This window comes from Streptomyces sp. Je 1-4 4N24 (genome assembly GCF_026239515.1).
Lineage (GTDB): Bacteria > Actinomycetota > Actinomycetes > Streptomycetales > Streptomycetaceae > Streptomyces > Streptomyces nigrescens.
Genome location: NZ_CP110836.1, coordinates 7,059,557 through 7,077,534, shown reverse-complemented (window position 1 = coordinate 7,077,534; position 17,978 = coordinate 7,059,557). Strand labels below are relative to the sequence as shown.

The window sequence follows — 17,978 nt, the reverse complement described above, 5'->3', positions numbered from 1 at the left end:
GTCCGGGGGGCTTTCCGGACTGAGAGCGCTCTCATATCGTGCGCTGTGCACCCTGCCGACTCGACGGCAGACCGTCAAGTCACCGCGTGGAAAAAGGAGTTGAATGGTGTCTGAGCCGAACGGTCCGCGACCGACGCTGGAGGCGGTCGCGGCGCTCGCCGGGGTCTCCCGCGCCACGGTGTCCCGCGTGGTCAACGGCGGTGCGGGGGTGCGGGCCGCGGTCCAGGAGCGGGTGCGCCAGGCGGTCACCGAGCTGGGCTACGTGCCGAACAGCGCGGCCCGCTCACTGGTCACCCGCCGCACCGGAGCGGTCGCCGTGGTCATCGCGGAGCCGGAGACCCGGGTCTTCAGCGATCCGTTCTTCGGACGCCAACTGCGCGGCATCAGCCGCGAACTGGCCGCCGCCGACGCCCAGCTGCTGTTGATGTTCGTCGAGCACCGCGCCGACTACGACCGCATCGGCCGCTATCTGTCGGCCGGGCACGTCGACGGCGCGCTGATGTTCTCGCTGCACCGCGACGACCCGCTGCCCGCCATGGCCGAGCGCGCCGGACTGCCCACCGTCTACGGCGGCCGGCCCGGCTGGGCGGGCGCCGACCGGGTGCCGCGGCCGCTGTATGTCGACACCGACAACCGCGGTGGGGCCCGGCAGGCCGTACGCCATCTCCTCGGCCGCGGCCGCCGCCGGATCGCCGTGATCACCGGACCGCTCGACCAGACCTCCGCGGTGGACCGCCTCGACGGCTACCGCGAGGCGCTGGGCATCGCGGAGCCGGACCCACGGCTGGTCGCGGACGGCGGGTTCACGGCGCACGGCGGCGAGCGGGCCATGGCCGAACTCCTGGACACCGCACCGGATCTGGACGCGGTCTTCGTCTGCTCCGACCTGATGGCGAGCGGCGCGCTGCGCACCCTCCGGGCGCGCGGACGACGGGTACCGGAGGAGGTGGCGGTGGTCGGTTACGACGACCTGGAACCGGCGGCCTGGGCGGATCCGCCGCTGACCACGGTGCGGCAGGACGTGGAGGAGATGGGCCGGCTGATGGCCCGGCTGCTGCTACGGCTGCTGGACCCGCGGAAGACGGCGGGGGCGGACGCGGTGGAGCTCGCACCGGTGATCACGGAGGCGCGGCTGGTGGTGCGGGAGTCGGGGTGAGAGGGCCTGGGGCACGTCGGGGTGAGAGGGCGGCCTGGGCACCAAGAGGAGGCCGGCGCTCGTCCACCTGCCACACGGCACCGTAATCCGGACCGCGCGGGTCCGGATAGCGGACTACGGGTACCGTCCTCGCCATGGGGCAGGAAGCGAAGATCGAAGCCGAGATCACGGTACGCAGGGCGCTGGAGCTGCCCGCGCTGCGCCGCGGCCTGCCGGAGGTGCTGGCCGGCGGGGACCGGCTGGACCGTGCGGTCCGCTGGGTGCACGCGGGCGAGGTCCCGCATATCGCCTCGCTGCTCAAGGGCGGCGAGCTGCTGCTGACCACCGGGCTCGGGCTGGGCGCCCGGCCGTCCGAGCAGCGCGCCTTCATCCGTAAACTCGCGGACCGCGAGATCGCCGCGCTCGTCGTGGAGCTGGGCTCCCGTTTCGCCTCCCTGCCCACCGCGCTGGTCGATGCCGCACGGGACTGCGGGCTGCCGCTGATCCAGCTGCACCGTGAGGTCCCGTACGTCACGGTCACCGAGGCGATCCACACCGAGATCATCAACAGTCACTACGCGCTGCTGCGGCGCGCCGACGAGATCCTGCGGCGCTGCACGGACGTGCTGCTGCGCGGCGGTGGCGTCCCCGAGGTGCTCCGGCTGCTGGCCGTCTTCACCGGCAACCCGCTCTGTCTGGAGGCCCCCGACGGCAGCCCGCTCTACGCTGCGGGGCCGGAGGGCGACGACGACGGTCCCGCGGATGCCGACCCGCTGCTGGCCTGGGAGGGCCTGCGCGACACCGGTCTGCGTGTCGATGTGCCCGGTGGCGGCCACGGCCCCGACGCGGTCCGCGCCCGCCTCGTCCTTCTGCCCGTCAACGCCCCCCTGGCGCCGGTGCACCGGATCGTCGCCGAACGCGCCGCCGATCTGCTCGCCGTCGTCATGCTGCAGTCCCGCCAGGAGGAGGTGCTCGCCGCCCGCGGCCGCGGCGACTTCCTCGCCGACCTGGCGGAGGGCCGGATCTCCGCGGCCGAGGCGCCCGCGCAGGCCCGCCTGCTGGGCTTCCGCCCCGGTGACGAGCCCGTGTTCCCGGTGGTGATGCGGCTGCCCGCGGGGCTCCCCTCCCCCGGCAGCTGGGCGCTGCTCGCCCAGGCCCTGCGCGAGGAACTCGCCGCCCCGGGGGTGCCCGTACTGCTCGGCGTCCGCCCCGTGGAGGGCCGGGTCCCGATGCTGGTGGCGCTGCGCGCGGGCCAGGACCGCGACGCGCTCGCCGGCCGGATCGCCGAGGCCCTGCGCGCCGGGATCGTCCGCGCGGGCCTGGACCGGCCGGCCACGCACCGCCCGGTGGTCGTCGTCGGTACGCCGGGCGACTGGGCGGCGGCGGGCCCCGGTCTGCAGCATGCGGCGGAGGCGGCGGCCGCGGCACAGGGCCTGCCGGAACAGCCCTGGTACGACGCACGCCGGCTGGATATCGAGCTGTTGCTGTGGCGGATGCGCGAACACGGCGAGCAGGGCGTGCTCACCGACTTCGTGGAGCGGGCCATCGGGCCGCTGCTGGCCCATGACCACGCCGCCCGCCAGCCGCTGCTGCCGACGCTGGAGGCCTATCTGGCCAGCGCGGGCCGCAAGGCCGAGACCGCCCGCGACCTGAATGTGAATCGGCAGACGCTGTACGACCGGCTGGCCCGTATCGCCCAGCTGCTGGGCACGGACCTGGACGATCCGCAGACCGTCCTGGGCCTGCGGCTGGCCCTGCGCGCCAGACGCCACACGGACAAGCCGTAACGGGCGGCGGCCACTGGGGCGGCCCGTTATCCCGCGACCGTCTCGGCCGCCGTCCCCCTACCGAGCGCGATCAGCACACCGCCCCTGGCGCGCTCCAGATTGCGGTGCACCCGGGCTGGACGGGCCGAACCGGACCGGGCCGTAGGGGTCAGACCGGCTGAATCGGCTGGGTCAACTCGTCGTAGACGCTGAGGACCTGGGTGACGGTGTCGTTCTCACTGGGCCAGCCGGCCGCCTGGGCGCGGCCCGCCGCGGAGAGCGCGTCCCGCCGCGCGGGGTCGGCGAGGAGCGCGAGAACGGTACGGGCCAGGGCGGCGGCGTCCCCGTAGCGGACCAGTTCCGCGGCCCGGCCGACCAGTTCGCGGGTGCCTCCGGTGTCGGTGGCGACCAGCGGCACCCCGGCGCGCAGCGCCTCCTGGGCGATCAACGAGCGCGCCTCCCACCGGCTGGGCAGCACCACCAGGTCGGCGGCGGCGAGGAGTTCGGGCACGTCGTCACGGCGGCCGAGCAGTTGGACGGGCAACTGCTCGATATCGATCCGCCGTTGCAATGCGGTCCGCTGCTCGCCCTCCCCGGCGATGGCGACCAGCGGCTTCGGGTCGAGCGTGCACCAGGCATGGGCCGCGTCCAGCAGCAGGTCATGGCCCTGGTTCGGATCGAGACGGCCCACCGCGAGCAGCAACGGGCGGTCCACCGCGCCCAGTTCGGCGCGCTCCTTGTGGCGCATCCGGTCGTGGTCCCCGAACTCGTCCGGTGTGCCGCCGGACCGGGGGTGCGGAATCGCGACCGGCGCAAGCCGTGCGTCACGGGCGCCCCGCTCGCGCGCCCGGTCCACAAGATCGGAACAGGCCCCGAGGACGACGGCGGCGGCCCGAGCCACCCGCCGCTCCATCAGATGCACCACCCCGGCTCGCGCGCCCTCGATGTGCGCCTTGGTGTGCCAGGTGATGACCAGGGGGACCCGCCGCCCACCCCGGGGGCCGCGCAGTCCGCGCAGCGCCATCGAGGCCCGCAGCCCGGCCCGCAGGCCGTGCGCATGGACGAGATCGGCGTCCCAGCAGGCACTGCGCAGCACGGCCACGCCTGCCGGATCCATCCGCGGAGGGACCTGTACGAACCGCGCGCCCGCCCCGGTGAAGTCGTAGGCCTCCTCGGTCTCCGGCGTGGCACAGACGGTCACCCGCACCCCGCGCGCGACCAGCCCTTCGGCCAGCGAGCGGACATGCGCCGCGCTGCCGGCGCTGCCGTGCCCGAGCACCTGGACCGTGCGCAGCGGCGACAACCCGTGCGCCGAGGTCGGGGTGCTGATCACGTGATGGGGCTCCTGGATCGGGGGCGGGCGGACCATACCGGCGGGTCGGTCCGCTGTGCTGCGGCACGCGGCGGCGGCCACCTGCCTGCCCGGCGGACGGGCAGGACGCGGCGAGCGCGCCCGGGACTGCGCACCGCGCCCAGGATGCCAGCCCCGCGAGGTCAAATCGGCCCCCTCCGGCCGCCGTTCCGGTGGGAAGTCTCACCCCAGCGCCCGCCAGATCACCCACATGGGCGACAAACCGCCCGCGCGGGTTCACGGCCCCTGCGGGTGACCCCACTCCCCGGAGTGCGCCTTGCGCCGCGATATGGGGCGCGTGCGCCGCCGCCTGGAGCGCACCCGGTGTTTGGCCGGATAAGGACTTGATGGGTGAGGGGCGCCGTCGGGAATGACTGGCCTGTGCCTGTTTGACCCGTGAAGAGCCATGGCCGCCCGGATGTCCCGCGCTTGGCGGCACACCGGTGGCGCGGGCGGGCCCGTGGGGCGATACGGATGGCCCTCCTGTGGGGCGGGCTTTCCGCGGCCGGGCTTGTCCACAGCCTGGCTGGTCAGGTCGGGCTTGTCTGGCCTGGCTTGCCCGGTGGAGGGCCCACGGTGGGCGGGAGCCCGGGTCACCTGGTGGGCCGGGCCTACGGCGCGTACCAGGGACGGGCGGCGTTTCCCTCACGGGCCGAAGGCCCCCGGACAGGCTGCCTTCGGCCAGGCCTTCGGCAGGACTCAGGCTTCAGCAGGCCCCAGGCCTTCAGCAGTACTCAGATCGCTGCGGCCGCCCGGCTGACGTGGTCCCCCGCGGCCGCGGCGGCGATCAGGCCGGCGGCGTGCGCGGCCAGGCCTCGGCGGCCGTTACTCGTGACGATGGCGAGACCGAGTGCCGCGCCGAGGGCGTGCGCCCCGGCGTCCCCGATCATCGTGCGCTCCCCGAGGTCGTCACCGAGGACGGCGGAAACGGCCCCCATGGGCGCGGCGGACAGCGGGCCCGCCGGACCTCGGCGCAGCAGCCCGGGTGCACCGATGGCCAGCACGGCGCCGGCCGCCCGGCCCGGCCGGACGTCCAGGAGGTTCACCAGATGGGCCGAGCCCGCAATCACCACGCCCGCAAGCAACCTGTCAGCCGGGCGCTCCTTGAGGAGGGCGCCGGCCGCGAGCCCGGCGGCGCCGATCCCGAAGAGCTTCACGGCCCCGCTGGTGACCTCTCGTTGCCGGAGCGCCGACAGGTGCGCCCGGAATCCGCGGCGCGGATCACTGGCACCGAACACGTCGTCGTACGCACCGCAGCCCCCGGCGGCCAGCACCGCCAGCGCCGCGGCGGCCCGGGTCCGGCCGGGCAGTCCCTGTGCGGTGACGGCGGCGAGGGCGGTACCGGCGGCCGTGGCGAGACCCGCGTGCAGATCCACGGTCCGGCCGGCGTAGTTCTTCCGCTCCCACAGGACGGCACCGCCCGGCGGCCGCTTCCTGAGCGCCGTGTACGCGGCTCGCGTCGCCCCTGCCGCCCCCACGAGTGCCGAGATCCGCCCCAGCGCCCTGCTGTCTGTCACCGCCACCATGTCCTCCCCTCGGCCGGCACCCTGCGGTGCTCGACTCCCGTCACCCTAGAGGCGAGCGTCGCCCGGTCACGGGGAAATCACGCGGGAAGGACGGCCCCGGCGTCCAGCGGCAGGCGAGAGGACCGGTGCGCCCCCTGGCACGCGCCACGTCCTAGCTGCCCGTACGCGCCGTCTCCAGCAGCTCCTCGGCATGCGCGCGGGCCGTTTCGGAGTCCTCCTGGCCTGCCAGCATCCGGGAGAGTTCGCGGACCCGCTCCTCGCCTTCCAGGACCGTGACGCCGCTCCTGGTGACCGACCCGTCGTTCGTCTTCGCGACCAGCAACTGGCGGTCCGCGAACGCCGCGACCTGCGGGAGGTGCGTGACCACCACGACCTGCGCCGACTTCGCGAGCCTGGCCAGCCGCCTGCCGACCTCGACGGCCGCCTTGCCGCCGACGCCCGCGTCGACCTCGTCGAAGAGATAGGTCGGTACGGGGTCGGAGCCGGCGAAGACCACCTCCACGGCGAGCATCACCCGGGAGAGCTCACCGCCGGACGCCCCCTTGGCGATCGGCCGGGGCGGTGCGCCCGGGTGCGGGGCCAGGAGAAGTTCGACCTCATCGGCGCCGGCCGGTCCGTAGGCCACCGTGCGGCCGCCGACCTCGATGCCGTCGGCGCCCTCGGCGACCTCGGTCTGACGGATCTCGACGGTGACCCGGGCGTGCGGCATGGCGAGTTCGGCGAGTTCGGCGGTGACCGCGTCGGCGAAACGCTTCGCCGAGGCCGTACGGGCATCGGTCAACGTTTGTGCCAGTTCGCCCAGTTCGGCGCGGAGTGCGTCCCGCTCGGCGGTCAGCTCGCCGATCCGGTCGTCGTCGCCGTCCAGTTCGGAGAGCCGGGCGGCGCTCTCCTCGGCCCAGGCCAGCACCGTCGCGATGTCCTGGCCGTACTTGCGGGTCAGATGGTTCAGCGTGGCACGGCGTTCCTCGACCGCGGCGAGCCGCAACGGGTCGGCGTCCAGGCCGTCCGCGTAGCCGGCCAGCTCGCCCGCCACATCCGCCATCAGGATGCCGATCTCGCCGATCCGCTCGGCGAGCCCGGCGAGCTCCTGGTCATGGCTGCGTACGGCCTCCAGTGCGCGATGGGCGCCGGCGACCAGGGTGGTGGCGTCGACGCCCTCGGGGTCCTCGGGATTGCCGGCCAGCGCGGCGTGCGCGACGGTCGCGGCGGAGGCCAGCGCCTCGGCGTGACCGAGCCGCTCCGCCTCGGCGGCGAGTTCGGTGTCCTCGCCGGGCTGGGGCTCGGCCGCCGCGATCTCATCGAGGCCGAAGCGCAGCAGATCGGCTTCCTGTGAACGTTCGCGGGCCTGCGTCGTCAGCTCGTCCAGCTCGGTGGCGACGGCACGCAGCCGGCGGTGGGCGGCGGTGTACTTGGCCAGCGGGACCGCGACCGTGTCCCCGGCGTAGCGGTCCAGGGCCTGGCGCTGACGGGCCGGCCGCAGCAGGCCCTGCTGGTCGGTCTGGCCGTGCACGGCGACCAGGTCGTCGGCCAACTCCGCCAGGAGGCCGACCGGTACGGAACGGCCTCCCACATGAGCGCGCGAACGGCCCTCCGCGGAGAGCGTGCGGCTGATCAGCAGCGCCCCCTCGTCCAGCTCCGCACCGGCCTCCTCGGCCCGTACCGCGGCGGGGGCATGGGGGCCGACGCTGATCCTGCCCTCCACGACCGCCGACTTGGCGCCGATCCGCACCAGGGCGGGGTCTGCGCGCCCGCCGAGCAGCAGGCCGAGGCTGGTGACGACCATGGTCTTGCCCGCGCCCGTTTCGCCGGTCACCGCCGTGAAGCCCGGGGACAGCTCGACAACGGCGTCATCAATGACACCCAGGGACCGGATCCGCATCTCCTCCAACACGGGTACGACCTTACGAGGTCCGGGGACCGCCCCGCGACGGCCTCCCCTCACTCCTGCCGCCCGACCTGCGGAAAACCACATCGAAAAACGGGGGGATTCCGCATGGTGCGTGATCACGCTCAGCCGTCACGCTGATCACAGTCCGGAACGAAAGGTGTGCTCATGTCCAGCAGATCGACATATGTGAGGCAGCACGGTCACCGTCGCGCATCCGCCAAGTCAGCGGTGGCCATGCGGGGTGCGGGGGCGGTTGCCGGAGCGGGGGCGGTTGCCGGCGCGGGGGCGATCGCCGGAGCATCGATGACGCTGCTCATCGCGACCGGCGCGGGCGGCCTGCCGTCCCCCGCAGGCCGGGCGACGGCGGCGGGTGGGGCCGCGGGCACGGCCGTCGCCCTGCTCCGCGACCGGATCCCCATGTCGATATTCGCGAGGCCGATCCTCGCGATTGCCTCGATGAGGGGGGGTGAGGAAGATCAGGGAGCGGACCGTCGCCCGGCAGCGCCGCGGTTTCGCGACGCTGCTCGCGATCGGCACGGGCTGCCGCGTGACCCGGCAGACACGGGGGCGCCCCCAACGCCCCGAGGCACCGGCAGGGGGCTCACCGCCCCGCGTGAGACCGCCCCTCTCCCCCGCCCGCGCCGAAGGACTCCTCGTACACGGGCGCAGGGGGAAGGGCCACGGTCGCCACGGGTCCCTTCGCCGGGGGGCCGGGGCAGGAAAGCTAGTGCGGCGCCCCCCGCCACCCCGCCACCGGGAGGGCGAACTTGGCGACCAGACGATCCGTGAAGGAGGCGTGGTGCAGACGGGCCAGGCGTACGGGTACGGCGCCGCGGCGGACCTCGACGCGGGCGCCGGCGGGCAGTTCGACACTGCGGCGGCCGTCGCACCACAGAATGCCGTGCGGGGTCTTGGGCTGGACCTCGACCGCCAGCACGGAACGCGGCGAGGTGATCAGCGGTTTGGCGAACAGGGCATGGGCGCTGATCGGGACCATCAGCAGGGCCTCGACCTCGGGCCAGACCACCGGCCCGCCGGCCGAGAAGGCGTACGCGGTCGAACCGGTCGGGGTCGCGCAGACCACCCCGTCGCCGCCGAAGCGCGAAACGGGCCGGCCGTCGACCTCGGTCACGACCTCCAGCATCCGCTCCCGTGCGGCCTTCTCCACCGACGCCTCGTTCAGGGCCCAATCGGTGTGCACGACATTGCCGTTGTTGCGGACGAGGACATCGATCGTCATCCGCTCCTCGACCTCGTACGCCCGGGTGACGACCCGGTCGACGACCTTGTCGAGGTCGTCGCGCTCGGCCTCCGCGAGGAAGCCGACCCGGCCCAGGTTGACCCCGAGCATCGGAACCCCGGACGTCCTCGCGAAGTCCGCGCCACGCAGCAGCGTGCCGTCCCCTCCCAGGACCACCAGGAGTTCGCAGCCCTCGGCGGCGCACTGCTCGGAATCGACGCGCTGGACCGACGACGGCAGCGGCAGGTCCGCCGCCTCCTCCGCCAGCACCCGCACCCCGATACCGCTGCGCAGCAGCCCCTGGACAACGAGTTCGGCACTGCGGATGGCCGCGGGACGGCCCGTGTGTGCGAGCAGGAACACCGTCCGCCCGGCTCCGGTGTTCTCGTGTGCTGCGCTGCCTTCAACTGCCTGGGTAGTGGTCAACGAGGCCCCTCCGCCACTGCACGGTCGACGTCCGCCGGGTCGAGTGCAGGCGCCCCGGCGCGCAGCCACAGAAAGTACTCGACATTCCCGGAAGGTCCAGGCAGCGGGCTCGCAGTTACGCCAAGTACGCCAAATTCCAGTTCGGCGGCCCGGCTCGCGACCGCGCGTACGGCCTCGGCCCGCAGCTCCGCGCTGCGCACCACCCCACCGCTGCCCAGCCGCTCCTTGCCGACCTCGAACTGCGGCTTGACCATCAGCACCAGATCCGCGCCGGGCGCCGCACAGCGGGCCAGCGCGGGCAGTACGAGCCCCAGCGGGATGAACGAGAGATCGCCGACGACGAGGTCGACGGGTTCCGAGTCGATCTGTTCCAGCGTCAATTCGCGCACGTTGGTGCGGTCCTTCACGGTGACCCGCTCGTCGCTCTGGAGCGACCAGGCGAGCTGTCCGTATCCGACGTCGACGGCGACGACATGACGGGCGCCGGCCCGCAGCAGGACATCGGTGAAGCCACCGGTCGAGGCGCCCGCGTCCAGCGCCCGGCGGCCCTCGATCTTCAGACCGAGCGGGACGAAGGCGGCGAACGCCCCGGCGAGCTTGTGCCCGCCGCGCGAGACATAGTCGGGATCGCTGTCGTCCTCGCGGACGACCACGGCCGCGCTGGTCTCCACCTGGGTGGCCGGTTTGGTCGCGGTCGCCCCGCCGACGGTCACCCGGCCCGCGGCGATCAGCTGGCTCGCATGCTCGCGCGAACGGGCCAGCTTGCGGCGCACCAGCTCCGCATCGAGTCGGCGTCGTGCCACTCCTGCCACCTGTGGTTCAGCTCCTGTTGTCGTGCGTCGTCGAGGAAGGGGCGGGCGGCCCGGGGTGCTGGTCGAGACCGGCCAGCACCTCGCGCAGCCCACGATGCACATCCTCGTACACCTGGAGGTGTCCGCTCGCGGGGAGGTGGTCGGCATCGGCGAGGCGCCGCAGTCCGGCATCGACCGCGGCCTCACCGGTCGGTGTCACTCCCACCCCGATCGGCTGCGGCCCGGCGGGCCCCTCCGGCTCGGCCGTGGTGCCCGGCCCGCCCTGACCACCCGGCTCGACTGCGGCGCCCGGCCTGCCCTGACCGCCCGGCTCGGCCGTGGTGCCCGCCCTGCCCTGGCCGCCCGACTCGGCCGCGGTGCCCGCACTGTCCTGGCCACCGGGATCGGCTGTGGTGCCCAGCCTGCCCTGGCCACCCGGCTCAGCTGCATCGCCCGGCCCGACAAGGCCGGACAGCAGGCCACCGGCGCTGCTCACGGCTCCGCCGCCCTCACGCTCACCGGGTTCCCCGGGCTCCGTGGGCTCCCCTGGCGCGGCTTCCGCGGGCGCCTCCGGCTCCGGGCCGGGCATCGGCTCTTCCATGCCCCCGACGCTACCCCGGCGAAGGCGCTTGAGGACGAACGAGCCGCCCCCGACCTGGCGTATCGTCGCTCACGATGGCAACCCTCGACCAGTGCCGTGCCGCTCTCGACCGGCTGGCCCAGAACCTGTCCTCTGCCGACGGCAGCGTCCGCGGCGCCGCCACGCTCGACCGCTCGCTCAGCTGCCGCATCACGGACCTCGATGTGACCTTCCTCGGGCGCCTGACCGACGGCACCATCCAGGAGGTGGTCAGCGTGTCCGGCCCGCCCCCGCACAAGGCCGAGATCCGGCTGTCCATGGCCGGCGACGACCTGGTGGCCCTGGTGGACGGCGAGCTGAACTTCGCCAAGGCCTGGGGCAGCGGCCGCGTCAAGCTGGAGGCCGGCCTGCGCGACCTCCTGCGCCTTCGGACGCTGCTCTAACAGCAGCCCCACTCAGCCGAGCCCTGTCGGCCGCAGCCCACTCCGCCCGCCCCCGTCTCCTCCAGACTCCAGACTCCCGCACTCCCGCGCTCCCGCGCTCCCGGGATCGATAGCGCGCTCCCCCGGCTCCTACCGGCCACCCGCCTGCCCAGCCCCCGCAGGTGCCTTCTCCGTAGTCGGCCGGCCGGCGCGGGAGCCGCCGTTGCGGGGCTTGCGGGCGGCCGGGACGACCAGGGGGGTTCCGGTCTCCGGGTCGTCGATGATCTGGCAGCCGAGGCCGAAGACCTGTTCCACCAGCTCCGCCGTGACGATGTCGGCCGGGGCGCCCTCGGCGATGACCGCGCCGTCCTTCATGGCGATGAGGTGCGTCGCGTAGCGGGCCGCGTGATTGAGGTCGTGCAGCACCGCGACCAGCGTGCGCCCCTGCTCCTCGTGGAGCTCCGCGCACAGGTCCAGGACCTCGATCTGATGCTGGATGTCCAGAAACGTCGTCGGCTCGTCCAGCAGGAACAGCGGGGTCTGCTGAGCGAGCGCCATCGCGATCCACACCCGCTGCCGCTGACCGCCGGACAGCTCGTCGACATAGCGGTCGGCCAGCTCACCGACGCCGGTGGCCGCCATAGACTCCTCGACGATCCGCTCGTCCTCGGGCGACCACTGCCGCAGCAGCCCCTGGTGCGGATAACGGCCCCGTGCCACCAGATCCGACACGGTGATCCCGTCCGGGGCGATGGAGGACTGTGGCAGCAGCCCGAGCGTCCTGGCGACCTTCTTGGCCGGCAGCGAGGAGATCGCCGCGCCGTCCAGCAGTACCGACCCCTTGGCCGGTTTGAGCATCCGCGAGAGCGCGCGCAGCAGTGTGGACTTACCGCAGGCGTTCGGGCCGACGATGACCGTGAAGGAGTGGTCGGGGATGGCGACCGAGAGGTTCTCGGCGATGACCCGCTGGTCGTAGGCGAGGGTGACGTTCTCGGCCGTGAGACGGCTCACTTCGGAACTCCTGGGGTTGTCGTGTCACTGCTGTTGCCCGGCCCGGCACCGGCCGCACCGGCACCACCCGGAGGCCACACCGCCGCCCGGCCCGCGCAGGATTCCCGCCCGGCACCGGCCGCACCGGCACCACCCGGAGGCCACACCGCCGCCCGGCCCGCGCAGGATTCCCGCCCGGCACCGGCCGCACCGGCACCACCCGGAGGCCACACCGCCGCCCGGCCCGCGCAGGGTTCCCGCCCGGCACCGGCCGCACCGGCACCACCCGGAGGCCACACCGCCGCCCGGCCCGCACGGGGTTCCCGCCCGGCACCGGCCGCGCCGCCCTGCGGCGCCCACCGCCCGGGCCGTCCTCCCGCCGCCGCCCGGCCGCTCATACCCGTCCCGCCTTGCGCTCCGTGGCCAGCAGCCACAGCAGATAGCCGCCGCCGAGGACGCCGGTGAGCACCCCCACCGGCAGCTGGTCGGCGCCGAAGAGCCGCTGGGATGCCCAGTCCGCGGCGACCAGCAGGACGGCGCCCATGAGGGCGGACAGCACCAGATTGGGGCCGGGCATGGGGGCCCCTCCCCCGCCCTTGAGCCACCGCGGGAGGGTCAGCCGGCGGGCCACCTGGGGTGCGGTGAGCGCGACGAAGGAGATCGGCCCGGCCGCCGCGGTGGCGGCGGCGACCAGCACAACCGCCGCCAGCAGCACGGTGATACGGACCCGGTCGACCCGTACGCCCAGCGCATAGGCGGCGTCATCGCCCATCTCCAGCATGCGCAGCGGCCGCCCGTGGAACAGCAGCAGCGGGACGAGGACGGCGCAGACGACGGCCAGCGGCTGGACCTGGTCCCAGTCACGGCCGTTGAGCGAACCGGTCATCCAGGTGGTGGCCCGGGTCGCCTCGACGATGTTCGCCTTGGTCATGAGGAACAGCACCATCGCGTAGAGCATGGCGCTCGCTCCGATGCCGACGAGCACGAAGCGGTAGCCGTGGATGCCGCGCTTCCAGGCGAGCAGGAAGATGGCGATACCGGTGCCCACCCCGCCGGCCACCGCTCCGGCGGCGACTCCGAAGGCCCCGGCCTGGAAGTAGACGATGGCGACCAGGGCGCCGACGGACGAGCCCTGGGCGAAGCCGAGGACGTCCGGACTGCCCAGCGGGTTGCGGGAGACGGTCTGGAAGACCGCTCCGGAGATCCCGAACGCGGCGCCGACCAACAGTCCCACCAGCACCCGCGGCAGCCGCAGCTCGTGCACGATGTACTGCTGGCCGGGGTCCCCGTCACCGGTCAGGGTGGCGAACACCTCGGCCGGGGTCATCGGGTAGTCGCCGGAGCCGATCAGGGCGATACCGGCGGCCAGCGCGACGGCCAGCAGCAGCAGTCCGACCACCGTGGCGCGTATGTCCAGGCGCAGCGAGAGGCCGCCCTTGGTGCGTACCGCCCGCACCCGCCGGACCGCCGCCGGTACGTTCTCGGCCTGGGGCCCCGTGCCCTCCCCGGACTTCACGGTCGCGCTCACAGCTGGGCCATCCTCCGACGTCGTACGAGATAGATGAAGACCGGGCCGCCGAGGACGGCCGTGACGATGCCGACCTGCAGCTCACCGGGCCGGGCCACGACCCGGCCGAGGACATCCGCACCGAGCAGCAGAACCGGTGAGAGCACCGCGGAGTACGGCAGGATCCAGCGCATATCGGGCCCGGTGACGGCCCGTACGGCGTGCGGAACCATCAGGCCCACATAGACGATCGGGCCGCAGGCGGCGGTCGCCCCGCCGCACAGCAGGGTGACGGCGAGCATCGCCATCACCCGGGTGCGGGTCAGCCGGGCGCCCAGCGCGCGTGCCTGGTCGTCGCCGAGCGCGATGGCGTTCAGCGGCCGGGCGATCAGCAGCGCGAGGACGCCGCCCACCGCCAGGAACGGCGCGATCCCGGTGACCGTCGGCAGGGTGGCCGAGGCCAGCGAACCCACCGTCCAGAAGCGCATCTTGTCCAGTGCCGCGGTGTCCATCAGGTTGACGGCGTTGATATAGCCGATGAGGACGGCGGTCAGCGCGGTGCCGGCCAGGGCGAGCCGTACGGGCGTGGCGCCGCGGGTGCCGCCGAGGACGTACACCGCGACATTGACCACCGCGGCGCCGGCGAACGCGAACCACACATAGCCGGTCAGCGAGGTGATGCCGAAGAAGCTGATGGCGGAGACGACCGCGGCGGAGGCACCGGCGTTGATGCCGAGAACTCCGGGGTCCGCCAGGGGGTTTCGGGTCAGCGCCTGCATGACCGTGCCGGCCAGGCCGAGCGCGGCGCCGACGATCAGGCCGAGCAGGGTGCGCGGGAAGCGGACATCGCGGATGACCACGTCGGTGTCGGATCCGGAGTAGTGGAACACCCCGTGCCACACCTGGTCGAGGGGGATCTGTTTGGCGCCGACGGCGATACCGAGGACGACGATGACGGCCAGCACGGCCACCGAGACCACCAGCCCCGCGGAGCGCAGGAGGGGGCGCCGCCGGGGTGTCACGGGGTCCGGAGCCGTTGCCGCTTCGGGGGGACTGTCAACCAACACGATGGTTAGGTTAGCCTACCCTCACATTTGACTTGCAGCCCCTCCCAGAGAGAAGTGCACCCATGAGCACCTCCCGAAACGTCACTCCGTCCCGTCGCGGCATTTTGGCCGCGGGCGGCGCCGTCGGCATCGGCGCCCTGCTGGCCGCATGCGGCGGAGGCAAGGACTCGGGGGGCGCCAACGGCGACGCCAAGACCGGCCCTTGGTCCTTCACCGACGACCGCAAGCAGAAGGTCTCCCTCAAGAACACCCCTCAGCGCATCGTCGCCTTCACCGGCACCGCGGCCGCACTGCACGACTTCGGGATCGACGACCAGATCGTCGGTGTCTTCGGCCCCACCAAGCTCAAGAACGGCAAGGCCGACCCGCAGGCCGGTGACCTTGACGTCGACAAGGTCACCATCATCGGCAACGCGTACAACCAGTTCAACGTCGAGAAGTACGCGTCGCTGCGCCCCGATCTGCTGGTGACGAACATGTACGAGCCGGACGCGCTGTGGTTCGTCCCGGACGACAGCAAGGACAAGATCACCCCGCTGGCGAAGAGCGTCGCCATCACCTCGGCCCGGGTCCCGCTCGTCAAGATCATCGAGCGCTACGCCGACCTGGCGAAGTCGCTCGGCGCCGACCTCCAGGCCAAGAAGGTCGCCGACGCCAAGGCCCGCTTCGAGAAGGCCTCCGCGGCGCTGCGCAAGGCCGCCAAGTCCCACCCGGTCAAGGTGCTCGCCTGCTCCGGCAGCCCGGACCTCTTCTACGCCTCCAACCCCGGCATCAACGCCGACCTCATGTACTACAAGTCCCTCGGCGTGGATCTGATCGTCCCCGACCACCTGGACAAGGGCGGCTACTTCGAGAGCCTGAGCTGGGAGAACGCCGACAAGTACAAGGCGGATGTGCTCCTGCTGGACAACCGGACCGCCACCCTCCAGCCCAAGGACCTGGCGGCCAAGCCCTCCTGGGCCAAGCTGCCCGCCGTCAAGGCCGGCCAGATCACCCCGTGGTCGAGCGAACCGCGCTTCTCCTACGCGGGTGCCGCCCCGCTCATCGAGTCGCTCGCCAAGGCCATCGAGGGCGCCAAGAAGACCAAGTGACGGACGGCCGCGGCGGATCGCCGGACACCGGCCACGGCGCGCCCCGGCCGCCACGGTCCACCGCGGCACCCATGCACTCAGCGCCCCCGCGCCTCCACAACCAGCACTCAGCACCTCGCCACCCAAAAGCCTGCGCAGCACCCGAAAGCCACCGCACCACAAGCCACCGCACCACCAGACCGAACAGTCCCCGCACCGTCCCGGGAGGTCCCCCACATGACCACGACCGCCGCCCCCGCCACCGCACCGTTCCGCTTCTTCGATGTGCACGTCGTACGGGCCCGGCGGGTGAGTCCCTCCGTGGTGCGGATCACCTTCGGCGGCGACCGGCTGGACGAGCTGGCCTCCGGCGGCCGTGACCAGCGCTTCAAGCTCTTTCTCCCGCAGCCCCACCAGGACCGGCCGGTTTTCCACGACATGGGCGACAGCTGGTACACCACCTGGCGGGCGCAGGATCCGGCCGAGCGGGCGGTGATGCGCTCGTACACCATCCGCGAACAGCGCCATGATCCACGGGAGTTCGATGTCGACTTCGCGCTGCACGGTGCCGGCCCGGGGGCCGATCCCCTGGCGGGCGGACCCGCCTCCCGCTGGGCCGCCCACGCCCGGCCCGGCGACCGGCTGACCGTCCTCGCCCCGGCCGTCGAGGACAACGGCGGTGTCGACTTCCGGCCGCCGGCCGGCACCGACTGGATCCTGATCACCGGTGACGAGACGGCGCTGCCCGCGATCGCCGGCATCCTGTCCTGGCTCTCCCCCGGCACCCACGCCAAGGTCTGGATCGAGATCGCGCACGAGGACGACCGGCAGCAGCTGCCGTCCTTCGCCGACGCCGACATCACCTGGCTCGTCCGGGACGGAGCGACCGCCACGCGGCGCGAGCCGGTGCTCGACGCCCTGCGCGCCGCCGACCTTCCCGAGGGCACCCCGTACGCCTGGGTCGCCGGCGAGGCCGGCACCGTCAAGGCGGTGCGCCGGCACCTCGTCCGTGAGCGCGGCATCGACCGCAGGGCCGTCAAGTTCACCGGCTACTGGCGCCGTGGCGCCTCCGAGGAGGACCTGCTCGCGGAGCTGACGGCCGGCGCATCAGCCCCCTCGGAGGACTGAGCCGCCCACCTCGGACACGCCGGGGCGCCGGGCCTCACCTGCCGATCCGCGCCAGCGCCTTCCCCGTGTCCGCCCCGTAACTGCTGTCCCCCGCCGCCGTCCATGCCGCCGCGCACAGCGCCCGCAGCCCGTCCAGCGGTGTGCCCTCGCCCTCCACCAGGAGGGTGTCCCCGGCCGCCTCGGCCCGCCAGCCGCCGCACCGGAAACCGCCGTCGGCCGCGGTCACCTCCGGCTGCGGTGCCAGCAGCCCGCGCAGATCCTCGTCCACATAGGTGGGGCGGTGCCGCGGCGGGGCCGCCAGCAGCTCGGCCGGTGTGGTGACGCCGGTGAGCACCAGCAGCGAGTCGACCTCGCCGTTGCAGGCCCCCTCGATGTCGGTGTCGAGCCGGTCGCCGATCACCAGCGGTCGCCGCGCACCGGTCCGCAGCACCGTCTCCCGGTGCATCGGCGGCTGCGGTTTGCCCGCCACCTGCGGGGCGCCGCCCGCGGCGATCCTGACCACCTCCACCAACGCACCGTTGCCGGGGGCGATCCCGCGCTCCTTGGGGATCGTCAGATCCGTGTTGGACGCGAACCAGGGCACCCCGCGCTGCACCGCGTACGCGGCCTCCGCCAGCCGCTCCCAGTCCAGCGAGGGATCGTAGCCCTGCACCACGGCCGCCGGGTCGTCGTCCGCGGAGAAGACGGGCTCCAGACCGCGCTCGCGCAGCGCCACCCGCAGCCCCTCGCCGCCGATGGCCAGCACCCGCGCGCCCGGCGGGACCTGTTCGGAGATCAGCCGTGCCACCGCCTGCGCCGAGGTGATCACATCGTCCGGACCGGTCGGCAGGCCAAAACCGGACAGCTGGTCGGCGACGGCCTGCGGGGTCCGGGCGGCGTTGTTGGTCACATAGGCGAGGTGCATTCCGCCCTCCCGCGCGCGCGTCAGCGACTCCACGGCATGCTCGATGGCCTGTCCGCCGGCGTAGACCACCCCGTCCAGATCCAGCAGCGCGGTGTCATATGCCTCGCTCAGCGCGTGCCGGCACCCGTCGGGCTGCCTGCGCACCTGCTCGTCCATGCCGTCTCGCTCCTCGCTCACGCCTCGCACC

The 17,978-nt window shown here is 73.4% G+C and carries 15 protein-coding genes; 5 read left to right on the top strand and 10 right to left on the bottom strand.

Annotated elements, in window-relative coordinates; genetic code table 11:
- The first annotated feature begins 103 nt into the window (after positions 1-103).
- A complete protein-coding gene (locus tag SLV14N_RS30870) occupies positions 104-1,156 on the top strand; it encodes a LacI family DNA-binding transcriptional regulator (protein WP_263271897.1) in 1,053 nt (350 codons plus the stop codon).
- Between the two features lie 134 nt (positions 1,157-1,290).
- Positions 1,291-2,922, top strand: coding sequence for a PucR family transcriptional regulator ligand-binding domain-containing protein (locus tag SLV14N_RS30865; RefSeq protein ID WP_208685396.1), 1,632 nt, complete (start codon positions 1,291-1,293; stop codon positions 2,920-2,922).
- A gap of 148 nt (positions 2,923-3,070) precedes the next feature.
- On the opposite strand, the gene SLV14N_RS30860 is transcribed toward SLV14N_RS30865, so the two are convergent.
- The 6 genes from SLV14N_RS30860 to SLV14N_RS30835 form a co-directional block, all read right to left on the bottom strand.
- Positions 3,071-4,270 carry a glycosyltransferase family 4 protein gene (locus SLV14N_RS30860; protein WP_263271895.1) on the bottom strand — a complete coding sequence of 400 codons (1,200 nt, stop codon included), beginning with the start codon at positions 4,268-4,270 and terminating at the stop codon, positions 3,071-3,073.
- A 716-nt stretch (positions 4,271-4,986) separates the two neighbouring features.
- A complete protein-coding gene (locus tag SLV14N_RS30855) occupies positions 4,987-5,778 on the bottom strand; it encodes a hypothetical protein (RefSeq protein WP_263271893.1) in 792 nt (263 codons plus the stop codon).
- A 151-nt stretch (positions 5,779-5,929) separates the two neighbouring features.
- Complete coding sequence (gene recN / locus SLV14N_RS30850; protein WP_263273331.1) at positions 5,930-7,657, bottom strand: DNA repair protein RecN; 1,728 nt, start codon at positions 7,655-7,657, stop codon at positions 5,930-5,932.
- Between the two features lie 733 nt (positions 7,658-8,390).
- Complete coding sequence (locus SLV14N_RS30845; RefSeq protein ID WP_202444142.1) at positions 8,391-9,332, bottom strand: NAD kinase; 942 nt, start codon at positions 9,330-9,332, stop codon at positions 8,391-8,393.
- Positions 9,329-10,144: a TlyA family RNA methyltransferase gene (locus SLV14N_RS30840; protein WP_159490220.1), complete on the bottom strand. Its 816-nt coding sequence runs from the start codon at positions 10,142-10,144 to the stop codon at positions 9,329-9,331. Before SLV14N_RS30840 ends, SLV14N_RS30845 begins: the two co-directional genes overlap by 4 nt.
- 7 nt (positions 10,145-10,151) lie before the next feature.
- Positions 10,152-10,544 carry a hypothetical protein gene (locus SLV14N_RS30835; RefSeq protein WP_263273330.1) on the bottom strand — a complete coding sequence of 131 codons (393 nt, stop codon included), beginning with the start codon at positions 10,542-10,544 and terminating at the stop codon, positions 10,152-10,154.
- A gap of 254 nt (positions 10,545-10,798) precedes the next feature.
- On the opposite strand from SLV14N_RS30835, the gene SLV14N_RS30830 reads away from it, so the two are divergent.
- Positions 10,799-11,146: an SCP2 sterol-binding domain-containing protein gene (locus SLV14N_RS30830; protein ID WP_263271891.1), complete on the top strand. Its 348-nt coding sequence runs from the start codon at positions 10,799-10,801 to the stop codon at positions 11,144-11,146.
- 129 nt (positions 11,147-11,275) lie between these two features.
- Here the strand turns inward: SLV14N_RS30830 and SLV14N_RS30825 are convergent, their stop codons facing one another.
- The 3 genes from SLV14N_RS30825 to SLV14N_RS30815 form a co-directional block, all read right to left on the bottom strand.
- Complete coding sequence (locus SLV14N_RS30825; protein ID WP_263271890.1) at positions 11,276-12,136, bottom strand: ABC transporter ATP-binding protein; 861 nt, start codon at positions 12,134-12,136, stop codon at positions 11,276-11,278.
- 373 nt (positions 12,137-12,509) lie between these two features.
- Positions 12,510-13,643, bottom strand: coding sequence for an iron chelate uptake ABC transporter family permease subunit (locus SLV14N_RS30820; RefSeq protein ID WP_208685389.1), 1,134 nt, complete (start codon positions 13,641-13,643; stop codon positions 12,510-12,512).
- Positions 13,640-14,689, bottom strand: coding sequence for an iron ABC transporter permease (locus SLV14N_RS30815; protein WP_174876475.1), 1,050 nt, complete (start codon positions 14,687-14,689; stop codon positions 13,640-13,642). The genes SLV14N_RS30820 and SLV14N_RS30815 overlap by 4 nt, the downstream gene beginning before the upstream one ends.
- 62 nt (positions 14,690-14,751) lie before the next feature.
- Between SLV14N_RS30815 and SLV14N_RS30810 the strand changes: the two genes are divergently transcribed.
- Together SLV14N_RS30810 and SLV14N_RS30805 are read left to right on the top strand one after the other, a co-directional pair.
- Entirely contained in the window at positions 14,752-15,780 is a 1,029-nt protein-coding gene (locus SLV14N_RS30810) for an ABC transporter substrate-binding protein (protein ID WP_263271888.1), read from the top strand.
- Between the two features lie 216 nt (positions 15,781-15,996).
- A complete protein-coding gene (locus SLV14N_RS30805; RefSeq protein ID WP_263271886.1) occupies positions 15,997-16,887 on the top strand; it encodes a siderophore-interacting protein in 891 nt (296 codons plus the stop codon).
- Positions 16,888-16,921: 34 nt separating this feature from the next.
- Here the strand turns inward: SLV14N_RS30805 and SLV14N_RS30800 are convergent, their stop codons facing one another.
- Entirely contained in the window at positions 16,922-17,947 is a 1,026-nt protein-coding gene (locus SLV14N_RS30800) for an HAD-IIA family hydrolase (RefSeq protein WP_263273329.1), read from the bottom strand.
- Positions 17,948-17,978: the final 31 nt, after the last annotated feature.

Coding starts and splice junctions, on each gene's coding strand:
- SLV14N_RS30870 (WP_263271897.1), top strand. CDS start 104: ATGGTGTCTGAGCCGAACGGTCCGCGACCGACGCTGGAGGCGGTCGCG.
- SLV14N_RS30865 (WP_208685396.1), top strand. CDS start 1,291: ATGGGGCAGGAAGCGAAGATCGAAGCCGAGATCACGGTACGCAGGGCG.
- SLV14N_RS30860 (WP_263271895.1), bottom strand. CDS start 4,270: ATGGTCCGCCCGCCCCCGATCCAGGAGCCCCATCACGTGATCAGCACC.
- SLV14N_RS30855 (WP_263271893.1), bottom strand. CDS start 5,778: ATGGTGGCGGTGACAGACAGCAGGGCGCTGGGGCGGATCTCGGCACTC.
- recN (WP_263273331.1), bottom strand. CDS start 7,657: ATGCGGATCCGGTCCCTGGGTGTCATTGATGACGCCGTTGTCGAGCTG.
- SLV14N_RS30830 (WP_263271891.1), top strand. CDS start 10,799: ATGGCAACCCTCGACCAGTGCCGTGCCGCTCTCGACCGGCTGGCCCAG.
- SLV14N_RS30810 (WP_263271888.1), top strand. CDS start 14,752: ATGAGCACCTCCCGAAACGTCACTCCGTCCCGTCGCGGCATTTTGGCC.
- SLV14N_RS30805 (WP_263271886.1), top strand. CDS start 15,997: ATGACCACGACCGCCGCCCCCGCCACCGCACCGTTCCGCTTCTTCGAT.
- SLV14N_RS30800 (WP_263273329.1), bottom strand. CDS start 17,947: ATGGACGAGCAGGTGCGCAGGCAGCCCGACGGGTGCCGGCACGCGCTG.